Consider the following 24,191-nt stretch of genomic DNA (forward strand, 5'->3'; position numbering starts at 1 on the left):
GAACCGTGATGGGACTCTCCGTGCTCTCTGCACTCGCTCGCATATCAACCCGGCACCGCTGGATCGTGGTCGGACTGTGGCTGGTGCTGCTCCTCGGCGCCCTGGTCGGCAGCCGGGTGATCGGCGGCACCTTCAGCAACGACCTCACCCTCGCCGGCACCGACTCGCAGGCCGCCTACGACACCCTGCGCGAGCAGTTCCCGGAACTGTCCGGTGACGGCATGCAGGCCATTGTGCACAGCACGGATGCCGCGGAGCCCGTCACGTCTCCGGCCACCCGCACCGCGGTGGAGGAGGCCGTGGCCGAGCTGGCCGCCCTCGACGGTGTCGCCGCCGTGCGCTCACCGTACGGCCCCCCGCAGCCGATGGTCTCCGAAGACGGAATGACGGCGATGGTGACCATCCAGTTCACCGAGCGGGCCAAGGACATCCCCGTCGAGACGCTGGCCGAGACGCAGGCGGCCTTCGACGGCGTGCAGGATGCCGGGGTCCAGGTCGAATTCGGCGGCCCCGCCGCCCAGGCCGAGTCCGGGCCGTCGGGAAGCGAGGCCTACGGGCTGCTCGCCGCCGCCCTGGTGCTGCTCCTGGTATTCGGCTCCGTCTTCGCGATGCTGGTCACCCTGGTCAGCGCACTGATGGCCCTCGGCATCGGGCTCGCCTCGATCACCATGATCGCCTCGACGGTGACCATCGGCACGTCCGGTCCGATCGTGGCCGCCATGATCGGCCTGGGCGTGGGCATCGACTACGCCCTGCTGATCGTCACCCGGCACCGTGAGGGGATGTCCCAGGGCCTGGCCCCGAACGCATCCATCGAGGCGGCCATGACCACCGCGGGCCGTTCCGTTCTGGTGGCCGGCGCCACGGTGATCATCGCCATCCTCAGCCTCTACGCCATCGGCATCCCGTTCGTCTCCTCCCTCGGGCTGGCCAGCGCCATCGTGGTAAGTGCCACGATGCTCGCCGCCGTCACCCTGCTGCCGGCGCTGCTGGCCATCTTCGGCACCAACCTGGACCGCGTGCGGGTGCGCAAGCTCCGCAAGAAGACGGCCGTGACGAATGCCGCGACGGATGCCCCGAGCACCTCCCACCCGCGGCCCGCCTCCGGCTGGCGCGGCTGGGTCGGCGGCATCCAGCGTCGGCGCTGGGTCTCGGCGCTCGCCGCCGTGCTCGTGCTGGCGATTCTCGCCCTGCCGCTGCTGTCCCTTCGCCTCGGCACCGCCGACGGTGGATCCCAGGCCGCCGACACCACCCAGCGCAAGGCCTACGACCTCATCGTCGACGGCTTCGGCGCCGGGTGGGCGGGCCCGCTCCTGGTCACGGTCGACTTCGGCGCCGACTCCACGCCGCCCGAGAGCCAGGCCGCAAGCATGGCCGTGCACACGCAACTGGCGGCAACGGATGGCGTCAGCGCGGTCACACCCCCGCGGCTGGCCGAGAACGGAACGACCGCGCTGTTCACCGTGATCCCCACCAGCTCGCCGGATGACGCCGCCACCGAAACCCTCGTGCACGACCTGCGCGACACCGTGCTGCCGGCCGCGGCACCGGGCGCGGCCGCCCACGTCGGCGGGGCAACCGCGACCAGCATCGACCTGGCCGACACGCTCCTGGCGCAGATCGGCTGGTTCATCCTGATCGTCGTCGTGCTGGCCTTCATCGTTCTGCTGATCGAGTTCCGGGCGCCGTTCATCGCGGCCATGGCCGTCATCATGAACCTGTTCGCGGTCGGCGCCGCCTACGGCCCGGTCGTCGCCGTGTTCCAATGGGGGTGGTGGCCCGCCGGCCTGCTCGGGGTGTCCTCCGGCCCGGTGGAATCGTTCGTTCCGGTGATGCTGTTCGCGGTGTTGTTCGGGCTGTCCACCGACTACACCGTGTTCCTGCTCAGCCGCGTCAAGGAGGAGCTCGCCCGCACGGGAGACGCCGACCGGGCGGTGCGTGACGGCCTGGCCGCGACGGCCCGGGTGATCCTGGCCGCGGCATCCGTCATGGTCGTCGTCTTCGGCAGCTTCATTCTCAACGACCAGCGCACCGTGACCATGTTCGGCTTCGGCCTGGCGATGTCCGTCGCCGTGTACGCGCTCGTCGTGATGCTGGTGCTCGTGCCGGCGCTGCTCGCGATCGCGGGCCGCGGAGCGTGGGGGCGCCCGAAGCGCCGGTCGTCGGCCGATGCGGAGGCCGGCCCCGATGGTGGGACGGGCTCCGGAGCAGCAGGACTGACCAGGGTGTTGGTGCAGAAATAGCCGCGTGACGGATGCCGAGGCGCACCCTGTGGAAACTGGCTTACGTTCTACCGTGCGCCAGGCTGCCCTACATTTTCCTGAAGATCCCCAGGTCCGCGTCACGAGGGACGGCCCGCCCGTTCTGGGGATGTAGCCAGCGGTGCCACGCCCGCTAGATTCGGCCCGGGTGGAGTCTTCACGATCAACACCAAGCACCATCCAGGCGCCGCATTACTGATGCCCCACCGCGAAAAATGGAGATCGATTGTCAAGCAGAGATACACATGCGCCGTGGCATTCACGACGGGTTGTTGAGACCGCTCTCGTTTTGTGCCTGATCCTCCCTCTTTCGGCGTGCTCAGGTTCGCGTCCGAATATACGAGAGGAGGCAATGTTTGAGGCCAGGATCACCATAGAGAAGGTCTCCGCCCTAGCCATCGAAAGCGCCATTGGCCACAACCTCGACAGCTACTTGGATGCGGTGTCCACAGGAGACGTCTGGCCCAAGCCGGCGTTCGCCACAATCCGCGAAGACACAGATGAACAGACACCCGGTTGGGCTCGCGGAGCGGCGTTCGGCGCGGTAGTCGATCGATCAATGTCCTACCCGAAGGTGCTGGTTAGCTACGCCGCATCGGGGCAAAGCTCCACCGGAAGTGGATTCAATTCGAGGGTTGCCAACGTGTTGGTCTGCGTCAGCATCGAGGTCGAGTTCGTGGGCGACCGGGTTGATGTCTATATGCCCCCTTCTATCGCTGCCGTGGAATGTCCCGCCGACGTACAAAAATACTTCGGCGGGAACGAATTGGTCACGCTTGGCGAGGTGTTCGCCGCATCTCCATGACGTTAGCGGCGGCTCAAAGTCACCGACTTTCGATAGCGCCAACCGCCACGGTGGCTGAAGACGGCTGTGAGGGGTCGCAAATCGACCTTCCTGAGTCGATTGAAGGTCGATTTGTGACCCCTCACGGCTTCGGTAGGGCGAATCAGGAGCCTCCGAATCGGTGTGAAGTCTGTTCCGGACCTGGCGCAGGCATCCCTATTCACTGCCGGGACACCCCCACTGGGGACAAAAAAGCAGGCCAAAGCCCTCTTTTGCGGCGCGCCCCCACCTAGGCTTGAACTTTGCAGTAAAGCCAATCAGTTGGGGGACTGAAGCGTGAGTTCGGATAATGTGTTGCTCGCAACGGGGGCGCTGGTCGTGGCGCACTGCGGGATCCTGATGGGCACGGTGTGTCTGCCGTTCGCGGCGTCGTTCCTCCTGGACGGAATCGTGCAGCTTCTGCGAGGCGACGGCCCGAAGCTGTTCCTGGGCAGCCTGGGCCTGGTGGTTCTGCTTGCCGGTGCCGGATACGCCCTGTGGCAGTTCGGAGCCGGCTACCCCGGAGTGGAAATGGAGAGGCCGGCCCTCATGGTCACGGTTTCCCTCTACCTGGTCGCGGTCTCCACTGTGCTGGCGCTGATCGGGTTCGTGCTGCGAACGGTGAGGCTCCTCCGGGACGCCCGGCGGGAGGCGGACAGGCTGCAGTACATGCGGATGTCTCCCCTGTGACGCCGGCTGAGCACCGCGCTGCCTCGGACTGACCGGCTCGTCTCGACCCTCAGTCGCGGAAGGCGAGCGCCAAAGCCCGATCGGCCTCGACACTCGCCCGGTGAAGTTCTTGATTAGCGGCCATTTCGGGGCGACGGCGGATGATGAGCCAGGCGATGCCGAGCCCGATGAACCACACCGGCGTCACGACCAACGCCTGCAGCGTATCCGTCTTCTGGGTGAGCGCCCAGATCAGGAATACGAAGAACGCGAGCAGGACATAACTCATGTACACGCCGCCGGGCATTTTGAACTTGGATGCTGCGTGCAGCGCCGGGCGGCGCTTGCGATACACGATGTAGCTCACCACGATGATGGTCCACACGAAGACGAACAGCACCGACGCCATTGTTGTCACCACGGTGAACACGGCCATGATCGATGAACTCGAATACAGCAGCACAGCCGATATGAGCAGGAACATGCACGAGAACAGCAGGGCGTTGGCCGGCACTTTGTGGCGGGTCAGACGTTGGAACCGCCCCGATGCCGTGCCCTCGACCGACAGCCCGAAAAGCATTCTGGATGTTGAATACAGACCGGAGTTCGCTGAGGATGTCGCGCTCGTGAGCACGACGAAGTTGATCACGGCCGCGGCCCCGCCGAGCCCTGCGAGGGCGAACATCGCCACGAACGGGCTCACATCGGCGCGGACCTCACGCCACGGCGTGACCGTCATGATCATGATCAAGGCGAGAACGTAGAACAGCATGATGCGAATGGGAATGGAGTTGATTGCCTTGGGAAGGTTCTTCTCCGGGTGCTGCGCTTCGGCGGCCGTGGTGCCCACGAGCTCGACCCCGAGGAACGCGAACACGGAGAGCTGGAAACCGGCGATGAACCCCATCGGGCCGGTCGGGAACATCCCGCCGTCGTTCCACAGGTTGGTGAAACTCGCCGGGGTGCCGTTGGGGGACTGGAACTGAGTGAACACCATCACGAGGCCCACGACGATAAGCGTGACAATTGCCACGATTTTGATCAGCGCGAACCAGAACTCGGTCTCGCCGAACGCCTTGACGCTCGTGAGGTTGAAGCCGAGCAGAATCGTTACCGCCACGAGCGCCGGAATCCATAGCGGCAGATCGGGCCACCAGAAGCTCGTATACAGCGCGATCGCGATCAGCTCGGCGATGGCGGTGACGATCCAGCACACCCAGTACGTCCAGCTCGTGAAGAAGGCGGCCCACGGCCCGAGCAGGTCACCGGCGAAGTCGCTGAACGACTTGTATTCGAGGTTGGAGAGCAGCAACTCGCCCATGGCCCGCATGACGAAGAACAACATGAAGCCGATGATCATATAGACGAAGATCACGGACGGCCCCGCGAGGGAGATCGTCTTCCCCGAGCCCATGAACAGGCCCGTTCCGATCGCACCGCCGATGGCGATGAGCTGGATATGACGGTTCGAGAGCGATCGTGCCAGGTGTGGTTGCGCGTTCGGCGCTGGATGCGTGCTGGTTTTCACTTGCGACATCGGAGATACTTCCTTGTAGTCCAGGCAATGGGCACAGTGTCGGGGTCACCGATCTCTGCAGAAATTGTGGGTCGCGGATGCCGGGGCCGACCGATCAGGCCGTACCCGGCATCCGCGACCAGTGCTGCTAGACCAGCGCGAGCTCGACCTCTGAGACGAGGTCGGTCCAATCCGTGAGCGGTAGGTCGAGGGCGACGCTGACCGAGCGGTTCGCGACCTTTCCGGCGGCGATGTTCAGGCCACCGGCAAGGGCGGCGTCCCGCTCGAATGCTGCACGCACGCCACGGTCGGCAATCGACAAAGCGTAGGGCAGAGTCACGTTCGTCAGCGCGAGGGTCGACGTCTGCGGAACGGCGCCGGGCATGTTGGCGACGCAGTAGAAGATCGAACCGTGCACGGGGAAGGTGGGGTTCTCGTGCGTTGTGGCGTGTGTGCCTTCGAAGCAGCCGCCCTGGTCGACCGCGATGTCCACGAGCACGGAGCCCCGCTTCATGCGCGACACGAGCTCGTTGGTGACGAGCTTGGGGGCCCTGGCGCCGGGGATCAGCACGGAGCCGATCACGAGGTCGGCCTCGGTGACGGAACGGTTGATCTCGTAGGCGTTCGAGGCGATGGTCTTCAGACGTCCGGCGTACTGGGCGTCGAGTTCGCGCAGGCGGTCGATGTTGATGTCCAGGATGGTGACGTCAGCGCCCATCCCGATGGCCATGGCGGCGGCGTTGGAGCCAGCGACGCCGGCACCGATCACAGTCACCTTGGCGGCCCGCACCCCGGGCACCCCGCCCATCAGCATGCCCGGGCCACCACCCGGTCGGGTCATCGACGCGGCGCCGACCTGAACGGCGAGGCGTCCGGCAACCTCGCTCATCGGGGCAAGCAGCGGCAGTGAACGGTCAGCCTTCTGCACGGTCTCGTAAGCGATCGCGGTCACGCCGGACTCGAGCAGGGCGCTGGCGAGGGCGGGCTCGGCGGCGAGGTGCAGGTAGGTGAAGAGGATCAAGCCCTCACGAAAGTACGAGTACTCGGCCGCGATCGGCTCTTTCACCTTGAGGATCATGTCGGCGCTGGCCCACACCTCGAAGGCGGTCTTGACGATGGTTGCACCGGCGGCTTCGTAGTCGGTGTCAGCGAAGCCGGAGGCGATTCCCGCGCCGGCCTGTACCAGCACGGTGTGGCCGTGAATCTTGGCTTCGTGCACTCCGGCGGCGGTGATGGCCACGCGGAACTCGTTGTTCTTGACTTCGGTTGGAACGCCAATGATCATGGGGAACTCCTGCTTCTTGTAGACGCCTGCTGATCGACTTTGGTCAGCTTTAAAATGATAAATCCGGATTTAAAGGCCGCCCCGGCTCCGCCATGGGGACAACGGAGGCCGAGGGCAACTCCGTCGCGCGGTGCACAAGGCAGAAAATTGCCGTTTACACAGGTATTTGTCTTTCCCGAGGCCGGTGGTCAGGGGCGGATTCATCGTGCAGACACCCCGCAGTCGGCTCGACATCTGTAGCGCCCAGGTGCGTCGATCGTCTCCTGACGTCCACGCTGCTCCGTTAGATTGAATCTATGAAAACGGCCGATATTGACCAAGCAGTGGTCAACATCGCCGCGCGAATTGACCGGGCTCTCTCGCTTGAAGACCTCGACGGCGGGCTGCTCGCGTATAGCGCGCATCAACCCACGGCCGACCGAGTGCGCACGAACTTTCTGCTGAGCAAGGTTGTTCCGCCCGATGTCAGCGCCTGGCAGCTCAGCCACGGTATCGCCTCGGCAGTGAAGCCGGTGCCCGTGCCGGCCAACGCCGACCTCGGAATGTTGGGCCGCGTGTGCGTGCCGCTGCTGGCACGTGGATTCCGGGTGGGGTATCTGTGGGTCCTCCAGCTCGACGACGAGCAAACGCCCGAGGTGATTCTGCGTGAGCTGCGGCTCATCCGCCCGGAGATGGACGCCCTCGCAGAGATGCTGCTCAACCGTTCCAGCGCCGATTATAAAGCGCGGCGCACCGACGAGGCCCAATTCCTCGCCGCGTGCTTGGGGGACCGCAATGCCGGCGTGGCGGTGGACGGTTGGCCTGGTGTGCACGGGCGCGGACCCTGGCGGCTCGCCGCGCTGCTCGAGCGTGGTGACAACGCGCAGCGCGACCCCGCCAAGAGCGGCCTGCTGCACCGTCTCGCCGCACTCTATGCCACGCTTGGCATCAATACCGTGCTGTTCTCGGCCGGCACCGAAACGCATGCCGTTCTGCTGCTCCACGACGAGATTGACGGCTTCGACCTGTCCGAGGTTCGAATGCGCTTTGAGTTCGAGGTGTCCCGCCGCGGTGGGCAGGTGGCTGCACCCGCCCTGATCGGGCTGAGCGAGCCCTTCACCGACCTGCGACGGCTGCCCGGTGCCTACTCCGAGGCGCGGAGCGCCGTGCAAGCGGCCAGGGTTGATACCCAGCTCGGCACGCTCGTATCGTTTCGCGCTACCGGGGTCTACCAATTCCTGGCCGTCGCAAGTCGAGACGTGTTGCCGTCCGAGTCAGCGCTCTTCTCCGAACTCCGGGCACTCGACCGAAACGGGGAACTGCTGCCCGTGCTCGAGATGCTCTACGACAAGAACGGGTCCGTGGCCGAGGTCGCAGAGCACCTGCATTTGCACCGAACCAGTATTTACAACCGGCTGGGACGCATCCGTTCCGCATTGGGCGTCGACCCGCTCGGCGGGCAGGCGCGCCTTGAGCTGCACCTGGCCCTCAAGGCCGACCGCTGGGCTGGCCGTCCGCGCCTCTGACGGGCCTGCCCGGATTGGTCTCAGACGTTTCGGTAGACGCGGGGCACGCGGGGACTGATGCGGGTGACCACTTCGTAATTGATGGTGCCGGCGGCCGCCGCCCACTCGTCAACGGATGCGTCGTCGCCGCCGGGGCCGAACAGCACCGCTTCGGCACCGATCACCGACGAGCCGGAGGCCACGAGTGCGGCCTCACCGAGGTCGATGACCATCTGGTCCATGGCGATGCGCCCGACCACGGGATAGGTCACGCCGTTGACTCGCACCGGGCCTCCCGTGGCGATGCGTGGAATGCCGTCGGCGTAGCCCAATGGAATCAGGGCGAGCGTGGTCGGGGCCGTGGTGCGGTAGTTGAGCCCGTAGGAGACGCCCTGTCCGGCGGGAACGTCTTTGCACACCGATACAAGCGTGCGCAAGGTCATCGCCGGGCGCAATCCGAGGTCGTTCGAGGTCTGGTTGGCGAACGGCGACAGGCCGTAGATGGCCAGCCCCGCCCGCACCAGATCGAAGTGCGTGTCGGGGCGGGACAGCGTGCCGGCGCTGTTGGCGAGGTGCCGCAGCATCGGGCTCAGCCCCGCCTCCTGCGTCACAGCAACGGCCGTCGTGAATGCCGCAACCTGTTCGTCGGTCTCGACGCGGTCGGGTTCATCGGCCACCGCGAGGTGCGAGAAGATGCCCACGACGGTCACAGATCCGCTGGCTTCCGCCTGTCGGGCGCGGGCCACGAGGTTGGCCCACTCCGTGGGGGTGCTGCCGTTGCGGCCCAGACCGGTGTCAATCTTGAGATGAATGCGTGCGGTTTTTTGCTGCTGCTGCGCGGCCAGGGCGATGAGCGGCAACTCCCAGCCGGAGCATCCGAGATCAATGTCCGCGGCGATTGCCGCGGAGAAGTCGCTGTCTGTGGTGTTCAGCCAGGCCAGTACCGGCACCGGGATGGCCGCAGCGCGGAGTGCCAGTGCCTCCGATATGTGTGCCACGCCGAGCCACTCCGCTCCCGCCTCGAGCGCCGCGCGAGCGACGGGGAGAACCCCGTGACCGTAGGCGTCCGCTTTGACGACCGCCATCAGCCGGGCTGGGGCGGCGAGCGCAACGAGGTGGCGAACGTTGTGTCTGATCGCGTCGAGGTCGATCACGGCTGCGCGCTCCGGCAGCCGTTCGGTGGCGGTGGGCACGGCTGCTGCTTTCACACGTTGCAGCCTAACCCTCGGGTGGTGCGGCCCTGCGTTCATGGCTGAGCGCACCGGCGAGCGCGGGCCGTTCCTGGGATGCCGCAGGTATCCGCGGTGCAAGAGCACGCTTGCGCTGACCTGAGCGCGCCCGTGACGGGTTGTAAATGACCTCAACCGGGGCGCCATCCCGGTATCCAATCGGCTGGGGGCGGCCTAGCGTTCGCACTGTACGCGTCAACCCCGCTGTCCCCGCACTAGGAGGAGGAATCATGAACGTGAACCGAGCCGGGTCGGCCGGCATCCGTGTGAAGACTGCCCGCGACATCGAGTCGACCGGAGACGCCAGCGCTCTGGACCGGTACCTCATTGACAGTGCTGACTCGGGTGGAGCTATCGCGGTCGTGGAACACCTGCTGGCGCCGCGCACCCTCGCGGCACCGATCCACCGGCACAGCCGGGAAGACGAATACAGTCTCGTGCTTGCCGGGCGGCTCGGAGTCTTCGAGGACGGCGACGAAGTCGTTGCCTCGCCGGGCGACCTGGTCTTCAAGCCGAGGGGTCGCTGGCACACCTTCTGGAATGCCGGCGAAGAGCCTCTGCGGGTGCTCGAGCTGATCGTGCCTGGCGGAATCGAACAGCTCTTCCGCCAGCTGGCCGAACCGGGGGGCGAGTACGACCCGGTGACGCTCCCGCCGCTGGCGGCCGAATACGGCTGCGAGGTCGACTTCGAGGCCACCATGCCCCTGATGCAGCGGCACGGGCTCGTGTTCTGAGCTGCGGCAACACCTCACGTGCAGGCCAGACTTGCCGTGGCCTACGAAGCCAGATCCCGGAGCAGAAGCTCGACGAGTAAGCGCTGGCTCCTCTGCGCCGGCAGCGCGTTCACATACTCGCTGATCCGAGCCTCGGCTTCGACCGCACCCGGCAGCAGGGGGAGGAGCTCGCCCCGAGCGGCCGTACGAAGCTCAGGCCCGGTCATTGGAGCGGGCAGGTCGACCTTGAGCGCGGCGATAGGTTTGAGCCCGGCGTGCCGCATCGCTTCGCGATAGACCTCGCACACCCCCTCCAGGGCGATGGACTTCTCCGGCTCGCGCAGGATGAAAGCCCGGTTGCTGGTGTGGCGCGTGTTCCAGACCTTCAACCCACGGGCATCCGCGTAGGCGCCGAATCGCTTCTTCGACATGAACTGCTTCACGCTCCGGTGAGCGTCACCGCCATGGGCAACGACGGAATGGATGTTGGGGTGCCGGTCGAGAACGCGCTTGAGCGCATCGAGACCGTCGTCAATGAGATTGTTCGGCAGGCCGTTCGGGTGCGTTTCGTGCACGTGCCACGGGTACGCGTTCCACGGCACGATCTGGTCGTCGGTGAGGCCCACGGTCTCGTAGATGTCGCTCATCCGGGCAGCCGAGCCGTCGTTGTTCTCTCGGGAGAGCATGCCGGAGCCCTTCGCACCGCCGGCCTGTGGCCCGGGGTTTGAGGATAGGGCGAGGATGACGGCGGTTGACGCTCCGTAGTGGGGCGCGATGTACGGCACCGAAAACTGTGGCTTCTCGAGCATAAGCTCATCGCAGAGTGCGTTGATCGCGCGCACCTGCGGCTCGTCTATTCGGCTCATCTGGTCGTCGCGAAATGCTGGGTCGGACATCCGTCGGGTCATGTCTGAAGCCTAGGTGTGACCGAGTGTTGCCCCGAGAATGGGATCGCCCCCAACTGGGGTCAAATGGGCTGTTCATCTGGATCTTTTGCGACTTTCCACGCCCATAGGCTGGCACTATGGCAGACCAAGAAACACCCGACCGAGACGACGAAGCTCAGGACAATCCAGTTCAAGAGCCTGGTACTGAACGTGGCGAGGAACCCGGTACGCAGCCAATCGACAGCGATGTGCCTACCAAGGTTTGCGCACACTGCAGCACCCAGTCCAGAACGAATGGCGCATTCTGCCCCAACTGCGGGAAACCCTTCGTTCACTCGCGCGCATCCCGAAAAACAGTCAAGATCGCTGCAATCGCGATTGCTGCACTAATCGTTCTGGGTGGGGGGACCGCAGTCATTTCACGGACCGTCGTGCACAACAACGAGGTTGTTGCTCAAGAGGCCGCTGCTAAGAAGGAAAAGGCCGCCGAAGTAGCCGTGGCCGCCAAAGTGGCTGCTGAAGAGGCCGCCCAGGAAGCTTTGGATTCTGCTGAACGTGACGTGCGCATGACAACTGTTGGTGAGATTGAGGCGTCCATTACGACGGATGCGCAGGCCCGGGTTGTTGAGGGAATACTCGACGGCCCCATCGACAAGTCATCGTGCACGCCGTTGGGTGGCGGCTCCACTGATGACCTCACCGCCATAACAACGACATTCACCTGTATCGCAATCAACAAAGAGAATGCGGATGGCACGGCAAGCGGATACCGCTTCTCCGCGACCATGAATTGGGACGATGGTTCCTACACGTGGCACCTGGGCGACTGAGTATAGGCTGCGGTGTTTGGCACTGTCGCTGAGGCTGCGACGGTTAAAAACTGACTTGATGAAACAGTTGGGGGACTGAAGAGTGAGTTCAGAAGATGTACTGGCCGGGTTCAGTGGGCTGCTCGTGGCGTATTGCGGGATTCTCGTCGGAACGGTCTTCCTGCCGTTCGTGGCCTCCTTTCTTTTGGATGGCATCGTTCAAATTCTCCGCGGCAATGGCCCGAAAATGCTACTGGGAGCCTTCTCCATATCGGCGGTGCTTGCCGGCATCGGGTATGTACTGTGGCACATCGGGACCGAAAACCCCTCAGTGACCTTGGTGACGCTGGGCAGCATGTCTACGGTTGCCCAATACCTGCTCACATTTTCGACTGCGCTGGCGCTGCTTGCGTTCTTATCTCGAACCGCGAAGCTGCTATGGAAGACTCGGCGAGCGGCAGCGTGATGGTCCGTTTCGCCCAGCACAGCCGCCCGTGACTGTCCCGGCCGCACCGCAGGCCTGGCGCCCGTCGGCCCTCGGCAAGCGCTTCACGAAATCCCGTGACTGGCGACTGACGCTGATCTGGCCCGAGCTCACGATCACCCTCGACGGTGAGCCAGTGGCCCGCAACATCGGCTCGTTCGGCGGCCTGACTGTGACCGCAGGTCGCGTCTGGTCACACCTCGAGCTGGACCACCCGGATCGGCGCTTCCGGTTCCGCGGCATCCCGAACCGGCGTGCGGCATCCTTTGCGATCGCCTTCAAAGCGGCCCAAGCCGAGGCCGAGCACGTGCTCAGGCTGCTGCAACTGGTCGACGAATTCGATCAGGCCGCCAACCAGGTGCGGCTCTTCACCGAAGCTCTCGCCACCGCCGTCGCCGCGCAGCTTAAGACGAAGGGCTGGCTCACCACCGAGTTCTCCGCATACTGGGCTGCGCGCAAAGCCGCCGTCGGCTTCGGCCAGCTGCTCGACGACCCCGATCTGCAGCCGCACATCGAAGCCCTCTCCGCGGTCGCCACAGAGACGGTCAAGATCTGGCGTGAGGACCTTCCCGCGTTCATGGCCGCCCAGAACGAGCGCCACCTCGAGGCCGAACTCGACGAGTGCCACGAGTTCTTCGAGACCGTCGAAAAATCGCCCCTCACACTCGAGCAGGCGCGCGCGGTCGTCTGCTTCGACAACCGGATGCTCGTCGTCGCCGCAGCCGGATCCGGCAAGACCTCGACGATGGTCGCCAAAGCCGGCTACGCGCTGCACCGCAACCTGATTCCGGCCGACAAGATCCTGATGCTGGCGTTCAACAATGCAGCGGCGAAGGAGCTGGGTGCTCGCACCCAGGAACGGCTGGCGCCCCTGGGGCTGGATGCCGACAAGGTCGTCGCAAAGACGTTCCACGCATTTGGCCTCGAGATCATCGGGCAGGCCACCGGCCGCAAGTCGTCGTTGGCTCCTTGGCTCGACGGGGGAGACCTCGTCCAGCTGGGCCGGATCGTCGACGTCCTCCGTGCGACCAACCCGCCCTTCCGCCTGCACTGGGACTTCTTCCGGGCGGTGCTCGCTCGCGACTATCCCGACCCTGACGCAGAGGCCAGCGAAACGGACAAGCCGACTGCCTTCCGCACGGCCCAGGGCGAGCAGGTCAGAAGCACCGGCGAACGGATGATCGCCGACTGGCTCTACTTCAACAGCGTCGAGTACGTCTACGAACGCTCCTACGAGGTCGACCTGGCCGACTCCGAGCACCGGCAGTACCACCCGGACTTCTACTACCCACAGATCGACGCGTACCACGAACATTGGGCGGTCGACGAGAACGGGGAGGCCCCGGAAGAGTTCGTCGGCTACCTCGACGGCATGCAGTGGAAGCGCGAGACCCACCGCCACCACGGCACCACGCTTCTGGAGACGACGATGGCCCAGCTGTGGAGCGGTGAGGGCCTCAGCCATCTGGAGAAGGAGCTGACCGCGCGCGGCATCCGTTTGCAGGCCAACCCTGAGCGGCTACTGGCCGGGCAGGCACCCACTGACTATGGGCGCTTGCTTCAGACGTTCCGCTCGTTCCTCACCCACGCGAAGAGCAATCGCCTGAGCGACGACCAGCTGCGGGATCGCCTCGAGGCGCAGTCGCATGGTGAGCTGCGCTTCCGCGACGCCGCGTTCCTGCGCCTGTTCGCCCCGATCCGGCGCGAATGGGACAAGAAGCTCGCCGCCGAGGGCTGCATCGACTTCGAGGACATGCTCAACCTGTCCGCCGAGCACCTGGAGGCCGGCGACTGGGAGAGCCCCTACGAGCTGGTCATGGTCGACGAGTTCCAGGACGCCAGCCACGCCCGGGCCAGGCTCGCCCGCGCCCTCGTCGCCCAGCCCGGCCGTCACCTGTTCGCCGTCGGTGACGACTGGCAGAGCATCAACCGGTTCGCCGGCGCCGACCTGTCGGTGATGACCGACTTCGAGCACCTGTTCGGGCCGAGTGAGGTGCTGCGGCTCGAGCGCACGTTCCGTTTTCCTCAATCGATAGCGGATGTCTCCAGCACGTTCGTGTTGCAGAACCCCAGCCAGCTGGTCAAGCGGGTCGTGTCCTCGACCGCGGAGTTCCCGCCGACGATCAGTGCCGTCTCGGTCGACACCGACAACGCCGTGAAGGCAGCCATCCACTACCGGCTGAAGGCGCTGCACACTCAGATCGTCCGGGGCAGAATCCCTCAGCCTGTGGGTGTCAAGGTCACCGTGTTCGTCCTCGGACGTTACCGCCACCAGATCGACTGCGTGCCGGATTGTCGCGACCTCAACGACCTGCTCGACGTCAAGTTCATGACCATCCACGCCTCGAAAGGCGCCGAGGCGGACTACATCGTGATCCCGGGCATGGTCTCGGGCAAGTGGGGCTTTCCGAGCACCATTCCGAACGATCCGGTCCTACGGATGGCGATGCCCGCTGCCGAGGACTTCACACGGGCCGAGGAGCGGCGACTTTTCTATGTGGCCATGACGCGCGCTCGGCGAGGTGTGCTGCTCTTCACCGTCAAGAACAGGGAGTCTCCGTTCCTGATGGAACTGATTCGGGACCACCAGATCGTGCGCACCAACGCCATCGGCGAGCCGCTCGATTCCGTCGTCTGCCCCCGGTGCGGCCGGGCGTTCATGGTCGAGCGCACCAGCAAGCGCGGGGCGTTCCTGGGCTGCCGGCGGTATCCGCGCTGCAAGAGCACGCTCGCACTGGTATGAATCCGGCCCTGAGGGTGTCCCCACCGCTAGATAAGCTGGCAATACGCATCGACGGCCAAGCAACGGAGTGAGCACTTGAAGAAGAGAATCGAAGTCGTCGGCGCCGTCCTCACTAGAGGCGCAACTATCCTCGCGGCACAGCGGAGCTCGACAATGTCGTTGCCCGGCATGTGGGAGTTTCCGGGAGGCAAGATTGAGTCGAACGAGTCGCCTCAGGAAGCACTACTGCGCGAACTCGAAGAAGAGCTCCTCTGCTCCGCAGAAATTGGCGAGCATATCGAAACCACCGAGCATGAGTATGACTTTGGCATCGTCATCCTCACCACCTACTACTGCTCGCTGATTGGCAAGGAACCTCGTTTGACTGAGCACTCGGAGATTCGCTGGGTGCAAGCCGCTGAGCTTGATCAGCTTGAGTGGGCGCCCGCCGACATCCCCGCAGTCGCGCGTGTGATGAAAGACTTCCTGGTTTGAGTGAGACTCGCAGTCAACTAACGCTCGACAATGCTTTTGGATTCTTGGATTCAAGCGTCAAGGCTGACCAGGTCTTCCATCCCACTCTTGTATCGAACGCCAATGGCCAGACAATGCTCAAAGCAATCCTTGATGAGCTCAAGCGGTCGCGCAACTTCGTGTTCTCGGTCGCATTCATCACGCCAAGCGCGATCGCCCTGCTCAAACAGGCACTCCTCGATTACCGAGGAACGGGCACGATCATCACCTCCACGTATCTCGGATTCAACTCGCCTGCCGCGTTCCGTGAGCTTCTCAACCTCGATGGCATCGACGTCTTCGTCTATCCGGACTCCGCTGCTGGGTTCCACGCGAAAGGGTACATATTCGAGCAGGAGTCGAGCACCACGGCGATCGTCGGCAGCTCCAACTTGACGGCCTCGGCGTTGCTGAAGAACCAGGAGTGGAATCTGCGCTTTTCTGCTCTGCCCGATGGTGACATCGTGCAGCAACTCACGTGCGCCGTGCAAGTGCATAGGGATGCTTCGACCGCCTTGACGCGGGCGTGGATCGATGAGTACGCACTCACGTGGATTCTGCAGCCTCACAACCCGCTCCGGTCCACAACAGGGGTTGAACCGCTCGGTGATTCGCTACCGGAGGGAGTGATCCTCCCAAATTCAATGCAGGTAGAAGCCCTCGCTGAGATTCAGGCTTTGCGGGATGCTGGGGAGAGCCGTGCCGTCGTAATTTCGGCCACAGGGACAGGAAAGACCATCCTCTCCGCGCTGGACGTTCGGGCGTACGCGCCCGAACGAATGTTGTTCGTCGTTCACCGCGAGCAGATTTTGGACCGGGCGATTGATGAGTTCAAGCGCGTGCTCGATGCCCCGGACAGTGACTTCGGCAAGTTCGTTGGGTCGAAGAAAGAGCTCGATCGACGCTATGTGTTCGCATCGATTCAATCGCTTTCCCGTCCAGAGAATCTGCTCGCAATTGCGCCCGACGCCTTTGACTACGTGCTGGTCGACGAAGTCCACCGCGCTGGCGCCGCGAGCTACCGCACGCTGATCGATCACCTTGAGCCGGCGTTCCTGCTCGGGATGACAGCGACTCCGGAGCGCACCGATGAGTTCAACGTGTTTGAGCTGTTCGACTTCAACGTGCCTTACGAAATCCGTTTGCAGAAGGCGCTTGAAGCCGACATGTTGGCGCCGTTCCACTACTACGGGGTCACCGACTACGTGAAATCGAATGGCGAAGTCATCGATCAGGTCGCGGATCTCAGCCGGTTGGTCGCGTCTGAGCGCGTCGACCATCTCGTGTCCACCATCGAAAAATATGGCCATGCAGGTGTGCCGGTCAAAGGGTTGATCTTCTGCAGCAAGAATGCCGAGGCTGCTGAGCTCTCTGGAATCCTCAACCAGCGGGATGTCCACGGGCAGCAACTTCGAACACGCGCGTTGAGCGGGAAGAACTCGGTCGAGGAGCGCGAGCTGGCCGTGCAGATGCTGGCGCGCGGTGAGCTTGACTACATCGCGACTGTCGATATCTTCAACGAAGGCATCGACATCCCCTCGGTGAATCAAGTGGTGATGCTCCGGCAGACCCTATCGAGCATCGTGTTCACCCAGCAGTTGGGTCGCGGGCTTCGCAAGGCTGCTGGCAAAGACCACCTCGTCGTGATCGATTTCATTGGCAACTATGACAACAACTACCTGATCCCCATCGCGCTTTTCGGTGACAGCACTCTTAACAAGGATTCGATCCGCAAGAAGATCATCGATGCGCAAGAAGCTGGGGCGATAGCTGGTCTCTCAAGTGTCAACTTTGACGCGATATCTAGAGAGAAGATCTTCGCTTCCCTCGCGACCACAACACTTGACAGCATGTCGAACCTGAAGAAGGCCTTCGTCGACCTCAAGAACCGCCTCGGTCGATCACCGCTGCTCATGGACTTCGCACGCTTCGACACCGTCGACCCGACGGTCATTGCGACCAAGCAGAAGAACTACTGGAGATTTCTCAACAAGGTCGGGGCAACGGATGCCACGGCCGGGGAGTTCGAGGATGCTTTCCTAACGTTCCTCTCCGGAGAACTGCTCAACGGAAAGCGACCCCACGAGCTACTGCTTCTCGACAAGCTCCTGTCGCGTTCTGGCGGAGTGACGATCGAGGGCTATCAAGCTGCGCTCGGGGTAAGCGGCCTGGCCAATGATCAGGCGACTCTCAGTTCTGTCCTGGCCGTAGTGAGCCTGACTTTCTTCACCGAAGCCGAAGCAGCCAAGTATGGCTCAGCCCCGATTATTTCCCTTGACGATGGCGTATATCGTCTGAGCGAAAAATTCGCGGTGGCATGGGATGCAGATCCGCTTTTCAAAATGCACGTTCGCGATGTCGTTGACACGGGACTGTATCTTGCGCGCCACCGCTACAAGTGGAGCGGGGAGCTGGAAGTGGGGCAGCGCTACTCTCGCAAGGACGTCTGTCGTTTGCTCAATTGGCAGTCGAACCAACAGAGCACCATCTACGGATATAAGGTCGACTACTTCTCTAATAGTTGCCCGATTTTTGTGACTTACCACAAAGGGTCAGACGTGTCCGAGAGCACGAAGTATGAGGATGAGTTCCTCAATCCATCAACCTTGACTTGGTATACCCGCAGCAGACGAACGCTCGCGAGTGGCGAGGTGAAAGCCATCGTTGAGAATCGGCTTCCGCTGCATGTCTTCGCCAAGAAAGACGATGCGGAAGGCACTGACTTCTACTATCTCGGCAGAGCCAAATCTCAGGAGGCTCGCCAGACAAAGATGTCCGGAGAGAGTGGGCATGATGTGGTCTCCATGACCCTTGGCCTGGCCAGCCCAATCGAGTCGAGCCTCTACGAGTACTTTGCGGCTTCGGCTTCGGCAGCCTAAGAGCCTCGTCTCGCAGGGCACTTATCCGGGACTCGGGATTGCGTGCACCGAGGCCATCGGTGAGGCTCTCGATTCCATGGTCTGCCCGAGGTGCGAGAGTGCATCCATAGCAATGCACATCAGCAAAAGTGGCGCGATCCGTGGAGGCTGACGTAGCCGTGATCCAGAGCTGCAGTAGCTATGGTCGAGGTCCGGTCTGCGACGGACGGCGCCACCCCACCGCCAAACTGCAGAAGCCACCTGCCTTTCCGACACATGCTCCTTGTCAAACCTCGTTATGAGCTTCCGAACTGTCACCCCACGGGGCTTGTGGAGATATTGAAGGCGCGGGTCGCTTGGATTGAGGTGTACCTGCGTGACCATGTGTCGACTATTGTTCTGCAGTTCTGCCATCATGGAATTTGAAGCGAGTCGTGGATTTTCAGTCCACATTGAGGCGGGCGGGGGCTCAATGATTTTTGATCCAGTGTTTGGTCATAGCGAAGCCGGGCGGGAAGCTTTCGAAGAGAAGAATGGCCGAAACGACGTGTCGCGAGCTACTCAAATCATGTCGATTACAGAGCAACTCACGCGGCCTGACAAGACGAGATTCGTCGACGCAGGCAGCTCCCTACCGAGTGAAGAGGTCGTGTCCGAGTATCTATTGGAGACAGCGGACCTCCGCGTGCCACGATTAGCTTCGCTGTTAGTCGACGGCGGTATGGCTGACCGTGATGCAGTGCGAAAGCTTCGAGAGAAGTCGGGAGCCAAGCGGAACGACCGGGAGCTGTGGAATGCGGCCAGCGAGGGTGACACCGAAGCAGCTATTGAGCTGGTTCACGAAGGCATGGACGATGAGGCAGAGCTTGTCAGAGTGTCTTCCGCAGGATCTTTCGTGTTGCTCGAATTGTCTGCCGGTAGCACGATCGATGAACTTCCGTACGGGCTCGTTCGCGTCTTACTTGAGGGAAACCGCTCAAATGACCCCCGCGCCCGGGCTGTTGCTCAACTAATGCTGGAGGCGCTCGAACCCCCGCAACAAGTCCCCCGGGCCCGGCGCAGTTCGCCAATCCACATGCCTCGGGCTGACCTCGGCATTGGGGTGCACGGAACGTTCTCGCCCTATGGCAAGTCCCCGCTCGCACCGAACAGCGAATTCTATCGATACCTTGCCCGCGATCATTCTCCTGGGCTGTACGGACAGGCTGAGGGAGCATTTCGGTGGTCTGGCCGGTATCGGGCTTCAGACAGGGACCGTGCGGCCGAGGAACTCGTCGAGTGGAACTACCGAGCCAACGACGGCCAGCCACTGGACGTCTTGTATGCACACAGCCACGGCGGCAACGTAGCATTGTCAGCCATCGAGCAGGGTCTGCAGGTCAGATTCCTCGTGCTCCTGAGCACTCCAGCATTAGTGCGCAGCCGCCATTCATGGGCCACCATTAACGGGAATACAGGCGGTGCTGTCGCGCTGCGAACGCACATGGACTACGCGATCCTCGCGGACTGGATCGCCTCAAGATTTCCACTCCCTTGGCTGTCTGGGAGGGCCTCAAATGGATACTTCCATTCCAGCAACTTTGTCGTACACGAGCCATCACCGGTCAGTTGGTTTTCCCACTCGGATTGGTTGTCGGAAGCCGTTTGGCAGGATCTTGGAATTGATGGGGTAGTTCAGAACCGTAATCACTGGCACAGCTGAGGGCGACGGTTGGGGCGCCACAGCCTGGCTCGGTGGGGGTCGCGGTTGCGCCCGCTCGGAGGGGTCGAGGTCGTCATAGTCATGGTGAATGCCGCGTTCGGCGAGCATGGGTCCGGAGCCGGGTTGCCGGCACCTGTGCCGCGGGGAGTGCAATCGGCACCGTGGGAAACATTCCGCCCCCACCCGCGTTACCCCTGACATGAAGTCAATTGTGTACAGCCAGACCGGTGACCCGTCCGTGCTCCAGCTCGTCGATCGGCCGGTGACAGAACCCGGAGCCGGCGAGGTGCGGGTGCGGATCGTGGTCAGCGGCGTGAACCCCACCGACTGGAAGTCTCGCCGCGGCTCGGCACCGGGCGAGGCGCTCGCGTTCGACGACGTCGTGCCCGGCCAGGACGGCGCCGGCATTGTGGAAGCGGTCGGCGTCGGCGTGGCGCACGTCGCGGTGGGCGACCGGGTGTGGCTGGCACTGGCCGCGTACCAACGTGCGCACAGCGGCACGGCGCAGGAATACGCGGTGCTTCCGGCGGAGCGCGTCGTCTTGCTGCCGGCGAATGCGAGCTTCGACCAGGGCGCGAGCCTCGGCGTGCCGGCGATCACGGCGTACCGCGCGCTGACGGTGGCCGAAGACGGCCCGCGGCGGCTGCACCCGGGTGCATTGACCGGCAAGGTCGTGCTCGTGGCCGGCGGAGCAGGTGCGGTCGGGCACGCGGCGATCCAGCTGGCTCGGTGGGCGGGGGCATCCGTTGTCACGACCGTGAGCGGTCCGGCGAAAGCGGCGCTCGCCACGGCCGCCGGCGCGCAGCACGTGCTCACCTACACCGACCCGGACATCGTCGACCAGATTCGGGCGATCGCGCCGGAGGGGGTGGACCTGATCGTGGAGGTCGCACCGGCCCAGAATGCGCCGCTCGACCTGGCCGTCATCCGCAATCGCGGGTCGATCGCGGTCTATGCCAACAACGGCGGCGACCAGGAGACGCTCGACGTGCGCCAGCACTTCAGCCTCAACGTGCGCTACCAGTTCGTATTGCTCTACACGGTGGGGGCCGACGTGATTCGGGCGGCGGCCGAGGACATCACCGCGGCCCTCGTCGACGGCGCGCTGGGCGTGGGGGAGGAGGCAGGGTTGCCTTTGCACCGCACCGATCTCGCGCACACGGCGGACGCGCATGCCCTGGTCGAGAGCGGCGTTGTCGGGAAGGTGCTGATCGACGTCTCGGTGGGCCGGTAAGAACATGCGCGCCGGGCTTACACAAGATGGAATGTGCGAGCCCGGCCGGTTGTCAGTAGCTGCCAGCGCCTTCGGCCGAAGACGCACCGGAGAGCAGCGCGGCGCTACCGGAGACGCCGAGGCGGGTGGCGCCGGCTTCGATCATGGCCAGGGCATCGTTAAAGGTTCGCACACCGCCCGAGGCCTTGACTTCGGCCCGGTCGCCCACGGTCTGCTTCATCAGGCGAACGGCGTGCACGGTCGCCCCGCCGGCGGGGTGAAAACCGGTCGAGGTCTTGACGAAATCGGCCCCCGCGGCGACGGATGCCTGGCACGCGCCGACGATCTCGGCGTCGGTCAGCGCGGCGGATTCGATGATCACCTTGAGCACCTTCGGTGCGGGGACGCCTACACGAACGGCCGCGATATCGGCCTGCACGTCCGCGAACCGGCCGGCCTTGACGGCACCGATGTCGATGACCATGTCGACCTCGTCCGCGCCCTGCTCGATGGCGAGGGCGGCCTCGGCGGCCTTGATAGCGCTGTGGTGCTTGCCGCTGGGGAAGCCGCAGACGACCGCGACCTTGAGGTCGGAGCCGGCGGGGATGCAGAGCGGCAGCATCGACGGGGAGACACAGATCGAGTAGGTGCCGAGCCTGATGGCCTCGGCGATGAGTGCGGTCACGTCTGCTGCGGTGGCCTCGGGCTTGAGGAGGGTGTGGTCGATGTGCTGGGCGACGATCGCGGAGCTGAGGGAGAGGGTGGAGGTCGAAATCATGGTATGTCCTTAGTTGGTTACGGGTTCGGGTGCGGGTTCGCCTTGGCGCTCCAGGACCACGATGAAGGCGCGGTAGAGCACCAGTCCGAGGGCGGCGACCGCCGCGAGAATCAGCAACACCGTTCCGTAAGAGGCTGCCTGGTCGGTGCCGGTGATGCCCCCGAGCAGGTTGGGCTTCAGGTCCATCAGGGTTGCGGTGTAGGCGATGCCGATCGGCACTGCCATGTTGATGGTGAGGTTGTAGAAGCCGATGGCGATACCGGATTTCTCGACCGGCACCCGCCCAATGGCGGTCGATACGAGTGGGCCGTACATCAACGCGAAGCCCATGCCGAACAAGACCATCGAGATCACGAAGATCCCGATCCACTTGTCCACCACCAGAGCCGGGATCAGCATCGAGGCGGTGATCACGATCAACGCCGTGGTGATGGCCTGCTTGGAGGTGAGGAACCGGGCGATTTTGCCGGTGGCCGAGCCGACGATCACGGCGGCGATGTAGCCGGGGATCAGCAGCAGGGAGACCTCACCCAGGTTGTAGCCGTAGATGTCGGATACCAGGAATGGGAAGAGGAACGTGTAGCCGAGCTGGACCGTGTAGATGACGAATACCACGCTGATCATCAGCGAGTATTGTGCGTTGGCGAAGAACGCGATGGTGATCACGGCGTTGTCGTTGGTTCGGATGTGCCAGATGAACAGGATCAGCCCCGCGATGACTGGCACCAGGTACCACGGGTTGAAGTTCTGCATGAACAGGATGATGCCGGTGGCGAACACCGCGATCAGGAAAAGCCCGAGCACGTCCACGTGGCTGTCGTTCGTTTCCTCCGCAGCAACCGTGCGGAGCACGAGCGGGATGGTCAGCAGGGAAAGCAACGTGACCAGGAAGAAGGCCGCCCAGCCGATGTAGGTGGCGATGAAGCCGCTGCCGACGGTGCCGATCAGTAGCGACAGTTGGAAGGCTGCGGTGCTGAAGCCCAGGTACTTCTTCTGCTCGTCGCCCCTGAAATGCTTGGTGACGTAGATCACGTAGAGGGTCTCGGCGGCCGCCAAGCCGGCGGTCTGGATCAGCCGGCCGACCAGGACCAGCCAGAAGTTGGCCTGGAAGATGAAGCCGACGATCGACCCGATCGTCATCACGAGGATCGCGAAAATGATGAGTTTCCGGATACTGATCGAGTCGGCCAGCGCGGCGTAAACTACGGCACCGATACCGATCAGGATGCCGGTCAGCGTGGCTTGCAGGCTGACGGTGTTGACGGGCAGGTTGAGGTCCTGCGCCAGCGCCGGCGACATGAACTTGAAGCCGTTGTCCAGCACCAGCGAAAACACGAAGAGGAACAGCAGGATAGGAACGGCCCGGGTCGGTGTGAAGGCCGGGGTTGGACGCTTGGCGTGACTCGCGTTGCTCATCAGATCAGTTCCAGCGCGATTTCGATCATTCCGGTGAAGGCGGTCTGCCGTTCCTCGGGGGTGGTCTTGGCGTTGGTGACGAGCTGGTCGCTAACAGTGAAGATGCCAAGCGCATCGACGCCCCCGGCCGCGGCGTTGGCGAACAGCCCTGCCGACTCCATCTCGGCGGCCAGGATGCCCATCTTCATCCACTTCCCCATGGCGTCCGGATCGGCGCCGTAGAACAGGTCGGACGAGAGCACATTGCCCACGTGGGTGCGTTGACCGCGCTCGTCGGCGATCCGTTTGGCGTGCTCGAGCAGCCTGTACGACGACAGCGGCGCCCATGAACCGGGCAGGTTGAACTGGTGCAGGTAGTTGGAGTCGGTCGACGCGCCCTGGGCGATAACTACGTCGTAGAGCTCCATGTTCTTCTGCATGGCGCCGCAGCTGCCCACCCGGATCAGGTTCTTGACCCCGAAAAAGTGGATCAGCTCATAGCTATAGAGCGAGATGGAGGGGATGCCCATACCCGTGCCCATCACGGACACGGGACGCCCCCGGTAAGTGCCCGTAAAGCCCAACATGTTACGAACCTCGTTGAAGCACCGGATGTCGTCGAAGTAGGTCTCGGCGATGAATTTTGCTCGCAGCGGGTCCCCCGGAAGGAGGATCGTCTCGGCGATGTCCACCCCTTTCGGATCAATGTGCGGCGTGCTGCTCGTGGGGGGATACAGACCCTTCATCGTTAACGGTGATCCGACCCTCGTGGTGGTTGAACTCATATTGACCCCTTCGTCTGCATAGTATGAAGTTATACCTCTCAGGTAGCATATCAAATGTGATACGT

At 63.5% G+C, this 24,191-nt stretch carries 19 protein-coding genes; 12 read left to right on the forward strand and 7 right to left on the reverse strand.

Going from position 1 to position 24,191, the window contains the following annotated elements:
- Window positions 1-20 precede the first annotated feature (20 nt).
- From E3O18_RS08205 to E3O18_RS08215, 3 genes are all read left to right on the forward strand, one after another.
- Window positions 21-2,243, forward strand: coding sequence for an MMPL family transporter (locus E3O18_RS08205; RefSeq protein ID WP_166784902.1), 2,223 nt, complete (start codon window positions 21-23; stop codon window positions 2,241-2,243).
- 370 nt (window positions 2,244-2,613) lie between these two features.
- Complete coding sequence (locus E3O18_RS08210) at window positions 2,614-3,066, forward strand: hypothetical protein (protein WP_134417867.1); 453 nt, start codon at window positions 2,614-2,616, stop codon at window positions 3,064-3,066.
- A gap of 315 nt (window positions 3,067-3,381) precedes the next feature.
- Window positions 3,382-3,774: a hypothetical protein gene (locus E3O18_RS08215; protein WP_134398294.1), complete on the forward strand. Its 393-nt coding sequence runs from the start codon at window positions 3,382-3,384 to the stop codon at window positions 3,772-3,774.
- 49 nt (window positions 3,775-3,823) lie between these two features.
- Here E3O18_RS08215 and cycA read toward each other — a convergent pair whose 3' ends face one another.
- Both cycA and ald read right to left on the reverse strand, forming a co-directional pair.
- The gene (gene cycA / locus E3O18_RS08220) at window positions 3,824-5,290 is read right to left on the reverse strand and encodes a D-serine/D-alanine/glycine transporter (RefSeq protein ID WP_134417868.1); all 1,467 of its coding nucleotides are present in this window, start codon (window positions 5,288-5,290) and stop codon (window positions 3,824-3,826) included.
- A 127-nt stretch (window positions 5,291-5,417) separates the two neighbouring features.
- On the reverse strand, window positions 5,418-6,554 hold the full coding sequence (ald, locus tag E3O18_RS08225; RefSeq protein WP_134417869.1) for an alanine dehydrogenase: 1,137 nt from the start codon (window positions 6,552-6,554) through the stop codon (window positions 5,418-5,420).
- Window positions 6,555-6,850: 296 nt separating this feature from the next.
- Between ald and E3O18_RS08230 the strand changes: the two genes are divergently transcribed.
- Complete coding sequence (locus tag E3O18_RS08230; protein ID WP_134398297.1) at window positions 6,851-8,059, forward strand: PucR family transcriptional regulator; 1,209 nt, start codon at window positions 6,851-6,853, stop codon at window positions 8,057-8,059.
- Window positions 8,060-8,079: 20 nt separating this feature from the next.
- Here E3O18_RS08230 and alr read toward each other — a convergent pair whose 3' ends face one another.
- The gene (gene alr / locus E3O18_RS08235) at window positions 8,080-9,246 is read right to left on the reverse strand and encodes an alanine racemase (RefSeq protein WP_241978151.1); all 1,167 of its coding nucleotides are present in this window, start codon (window positions 9,244-9,246) and stop codon (window positions 8,080-8,082) included.
- 251 nt (window positions 9,247-9,497) lie between these two features.
- Here alr and E3O18_RS08245 point away from each other — a divergent pair, with 251 nt between their 5' ends.
- Window positions 9,498-10,001, forward strand: coding sequence for a cupin domain-containing protein (locus E3O18_RS08245; RefSeq protein WP_134417871.1), 504 nt, complete (start codon window positions 9,498-9,500; stop codon window positions 9,999-10,001).
- A gap of 41 nt (window positions 10,002-10,042) precedes the next feature.
- Here the strand turns inward: E3O18_RS08245 and E3O18_RS08250 are convergent, their stop codons facing one another.
- Window positions 10,043-10,888: a uracil-DNA glycosylase gene (locus E3O18_RS08250; RefSeq protein ID WP_134417872.1), complete on the reverse strand. Its 846-nt coding sequence runs from the start codon at window positions 10,886-10,888 to the stop codon at window positions 10,043-10,045.
- Window positions 10,889-11,004: 116 nt separating this feature from the next.
- Between E3O18_RS08250 and E3O18_RS08255 the strand changes: the two genes are divergently transcribed.
- The 7 genes from E3O18_RS08255 (at window position 11,005) to E3O18_RS08285 (ending at window position 21,189) form a co-directional block, all read left to right on the forward strand.
- A complete protein-coding gene (locus E3O18_RS08255) occupies window positions 11,005-11,697 on the forward strand; it encodes a zinc ribbon domain-containing protein (protein WP_134417874.1) in 693 nt (230 codons plus the stop codon).
- Between the two features lie 82 nt (window positions 11,698-11,779).
- Window positions 11,780-12,142 carry a hypothetical protein gene (locus E3O18_RS08260; protein WP_134417875.1) on the forward strand — a complete coding sequence of 121 codons (363 nt, stop codon included), beginning with the start codon at window positions 11,780-11,782 and terminating at the stop codon, window positions 12,140-12,142.
- Window positions 12,143-12,170: 28 nt separating this feature from the next.
- Entirely contained in the window at window positions 12,171-14,903 is a 2,733-nt protein-coding gene (locus E3O18_RS08265) for a UvrD-helicase domain-containing protein (protein WP_166784903.1), read from the forward strand.
- Window positions 14,904-14,978: 75 nt separating this feature from the next.
- Complete coding sequence (locus tag E3O18_RS08270; RefSeq protein WP_134417877.1) at window positions 14,979-15,377, forward strand: (deoxy)nucleoside triphosphate pyrophosphohydrolase; 399 nt, start codon at window positions 14,979-14,981, stop codon at window positions 15,375-15,377.
- Complete coding sequence (locus E3O18_RS08275; RefSeq protein ID WP_134417878.1) at window positions 15,374-18,274, forward strand: DEAD/DEAH box helicase; 2,901 nt, start codon at window positions 15,374-15,376, stop codon at window positions 18,272-18,274. Before E3O18_RS08270 ends, E3O18_RS08275 begins: the two co-directional genes overlap by 4 nt.
- A 394-nt stretch (window positions 18,275-18,668) precedes the next feature.
- A complete protein-coding gene (locus E3O18_RS08280) occupies window positions 18,669-19,955 on the forward strand; it encodes a hypothetical protein (protein ID WP_134417879.1) in 1,287 nt (428 codons plus the stop codon).
- Window positions 19,956-20,154: 199 nt separating this feature from the next.
- Entirely contained in the window at window positions 20,155-21,189 is a 1,035-nt protein-coding gene (locus tag E3O18_RS08285; RefSeq protein WP_134417881.1) for an NADPH:quinone reductase, read from the forward strand.
- 52 nt (window positions 21,190-21,241) lie between these two features.
- Here E3O18_RS08285 and deoC read toward each other — a convergent pair whose 3' ends face one another.
- The 3 genes from deoC to deoD are packed head-to-tail and all read right to left on the reverse strand — an operon-like array spanning window position 21,242 to window position 24,087.
- The gene (gene deoC / locus E3O18_RS08290; RefSeq protein ID WP_134417882.1) at window positions 21,242-21,946 is read right to left on the reverse strand and encodes a deoxyribose-phosphate aldolase; all 705 of its coding nucleotides are present in this window, start codon (window positions 21,944-21,946) and stop codon (window positions 21,242-21,244) included.
- 9 nt (window positions 21,947-21,955) lie between these two features.
- The gene (locus tag E3O18_RS08295; RefSeq protein ID WP_134393531.1) at window positions 21,956-23,362 is read right to left on the reverse strand and encodes an MFS transporter; all 1,407 of its coding nucleotides are present in this window, start codon (window positions 23,360-23,362) and stop codon (window positions 21,956-21,958) included.
- Window positions 23,362-24,087: a purine-nucleoside phosphorylase gene (deoD, locus tag E3O18_RS08300; RefSeq protein ID WP_134393577.1), complete on the reverse strand. Its 726-nt coding sequence runs from the start codon at window positions 24,085-24,087 to the stop codon at window positions 23,362-23,364. Before deoD ends, E3O18_RS08295 begins: the two co-directional genes overlap by 1 nt.
- Window positions 24,088-24,191 lie beyond the last annotated feature (104 nt).

Origin of the sequence: Cryobacterium sp. TMT2-42-4 (assembly GCF_004402645.1) — a bacterium.
GTDB classification, from domain to species: Bacteria; Actinomycetota; Actinomycetes; order Actinomycetales; family Microbacteriaceae; genus Cryobacterium; species Cryobacterium sandaracinum.

Excerpts from the sequence above, each read along its gene's own strand:
- deoD (WP_134393577.1), bottom strand. The coding sequence starts at position 24,087 with ATGAAGGGTCTGTATCCCCCCACGAGCAGCACGCCGCACATTGATCCG.
- E3O18_RS08245 (WP_134417871.1), top strand. The coding sequence starts at position 9,498 with ATGAACGTGAACCGAGCCGGGTCGGCCGGCATCCGTGTGAAGACTGCC.
- E3O18_RS08250 (WP_134417872.1), bottom strand. The coding sequence starts at position 10,888 with ATGACCCGACGGATGTCCGACCCAGCATTTCGCGACGACCAGATGAGC.
- E3O18_RS08280 (WP_134417879.1), top strand. The coding sequence starts at position 18,669 with ATGGAATTTGAAGCGAGTCGTGGATTTTCAGTCCACATTGAGGCGGGC.
- E3O18_RS08230 (WP_134398297.1), top strand. The coding sequence starts at position 6,851 with ATGAAAACGGCCGATATTGACCAAGCAGTGGTCAACATCGCCGCGCGA.
- E3O18_RS08285 (WP_134417881.1), top strand. The coding sequence starts at position 20,155 with ATGAAGTCAATTGTGTACAGCCAGACCGGTGACCCGTCCGTGCTCCAG.
- E3O18_RS08210 (WP_134417867.1), top strand. The coding sequence starts at position 2,614 with ATGTTTGAGGCCAGGATCACCATAGAGAAGGTCTCCGCCCTAGCCATC.
- deoC (WP_134417882.1), bottom strand. The coding sequence starts at position 21,946 with ATGATTTCGACCTCCACCCTCTCCCTCAGCTCCGCGATCGTCGCCCAG.
- cycA (WP_134417868.1), bottom strand. The coding sequence starts at position 5,290 with ATGTCGCAAGTGAAAACCAGCACGCATCCAGCGCCGAACGCGCAACCA.
- E3O18_RS08295 (WP_134393531.1), bottom strand. The coding sequence starts at position 23,362 with ATGAGCAACGCGAGTCACGCCAAGCGTCCAACCCCGGCCTTCACACCG.
- ald (WP_134417869.1), bottom strand. The coding sequence starts at position 6,554 with ATGATCATTGGCGTTCCAACCGAAGTCAAGAACAACGAGTTCCGCGTG.
- E3O18_RS08255 (WP_134417874.1), top strand. The coding sequence starts at position 11,005 with ATGGCAGACCAAGAAACACCCGACCGAGACGACGAAGCTCAGGACAAT.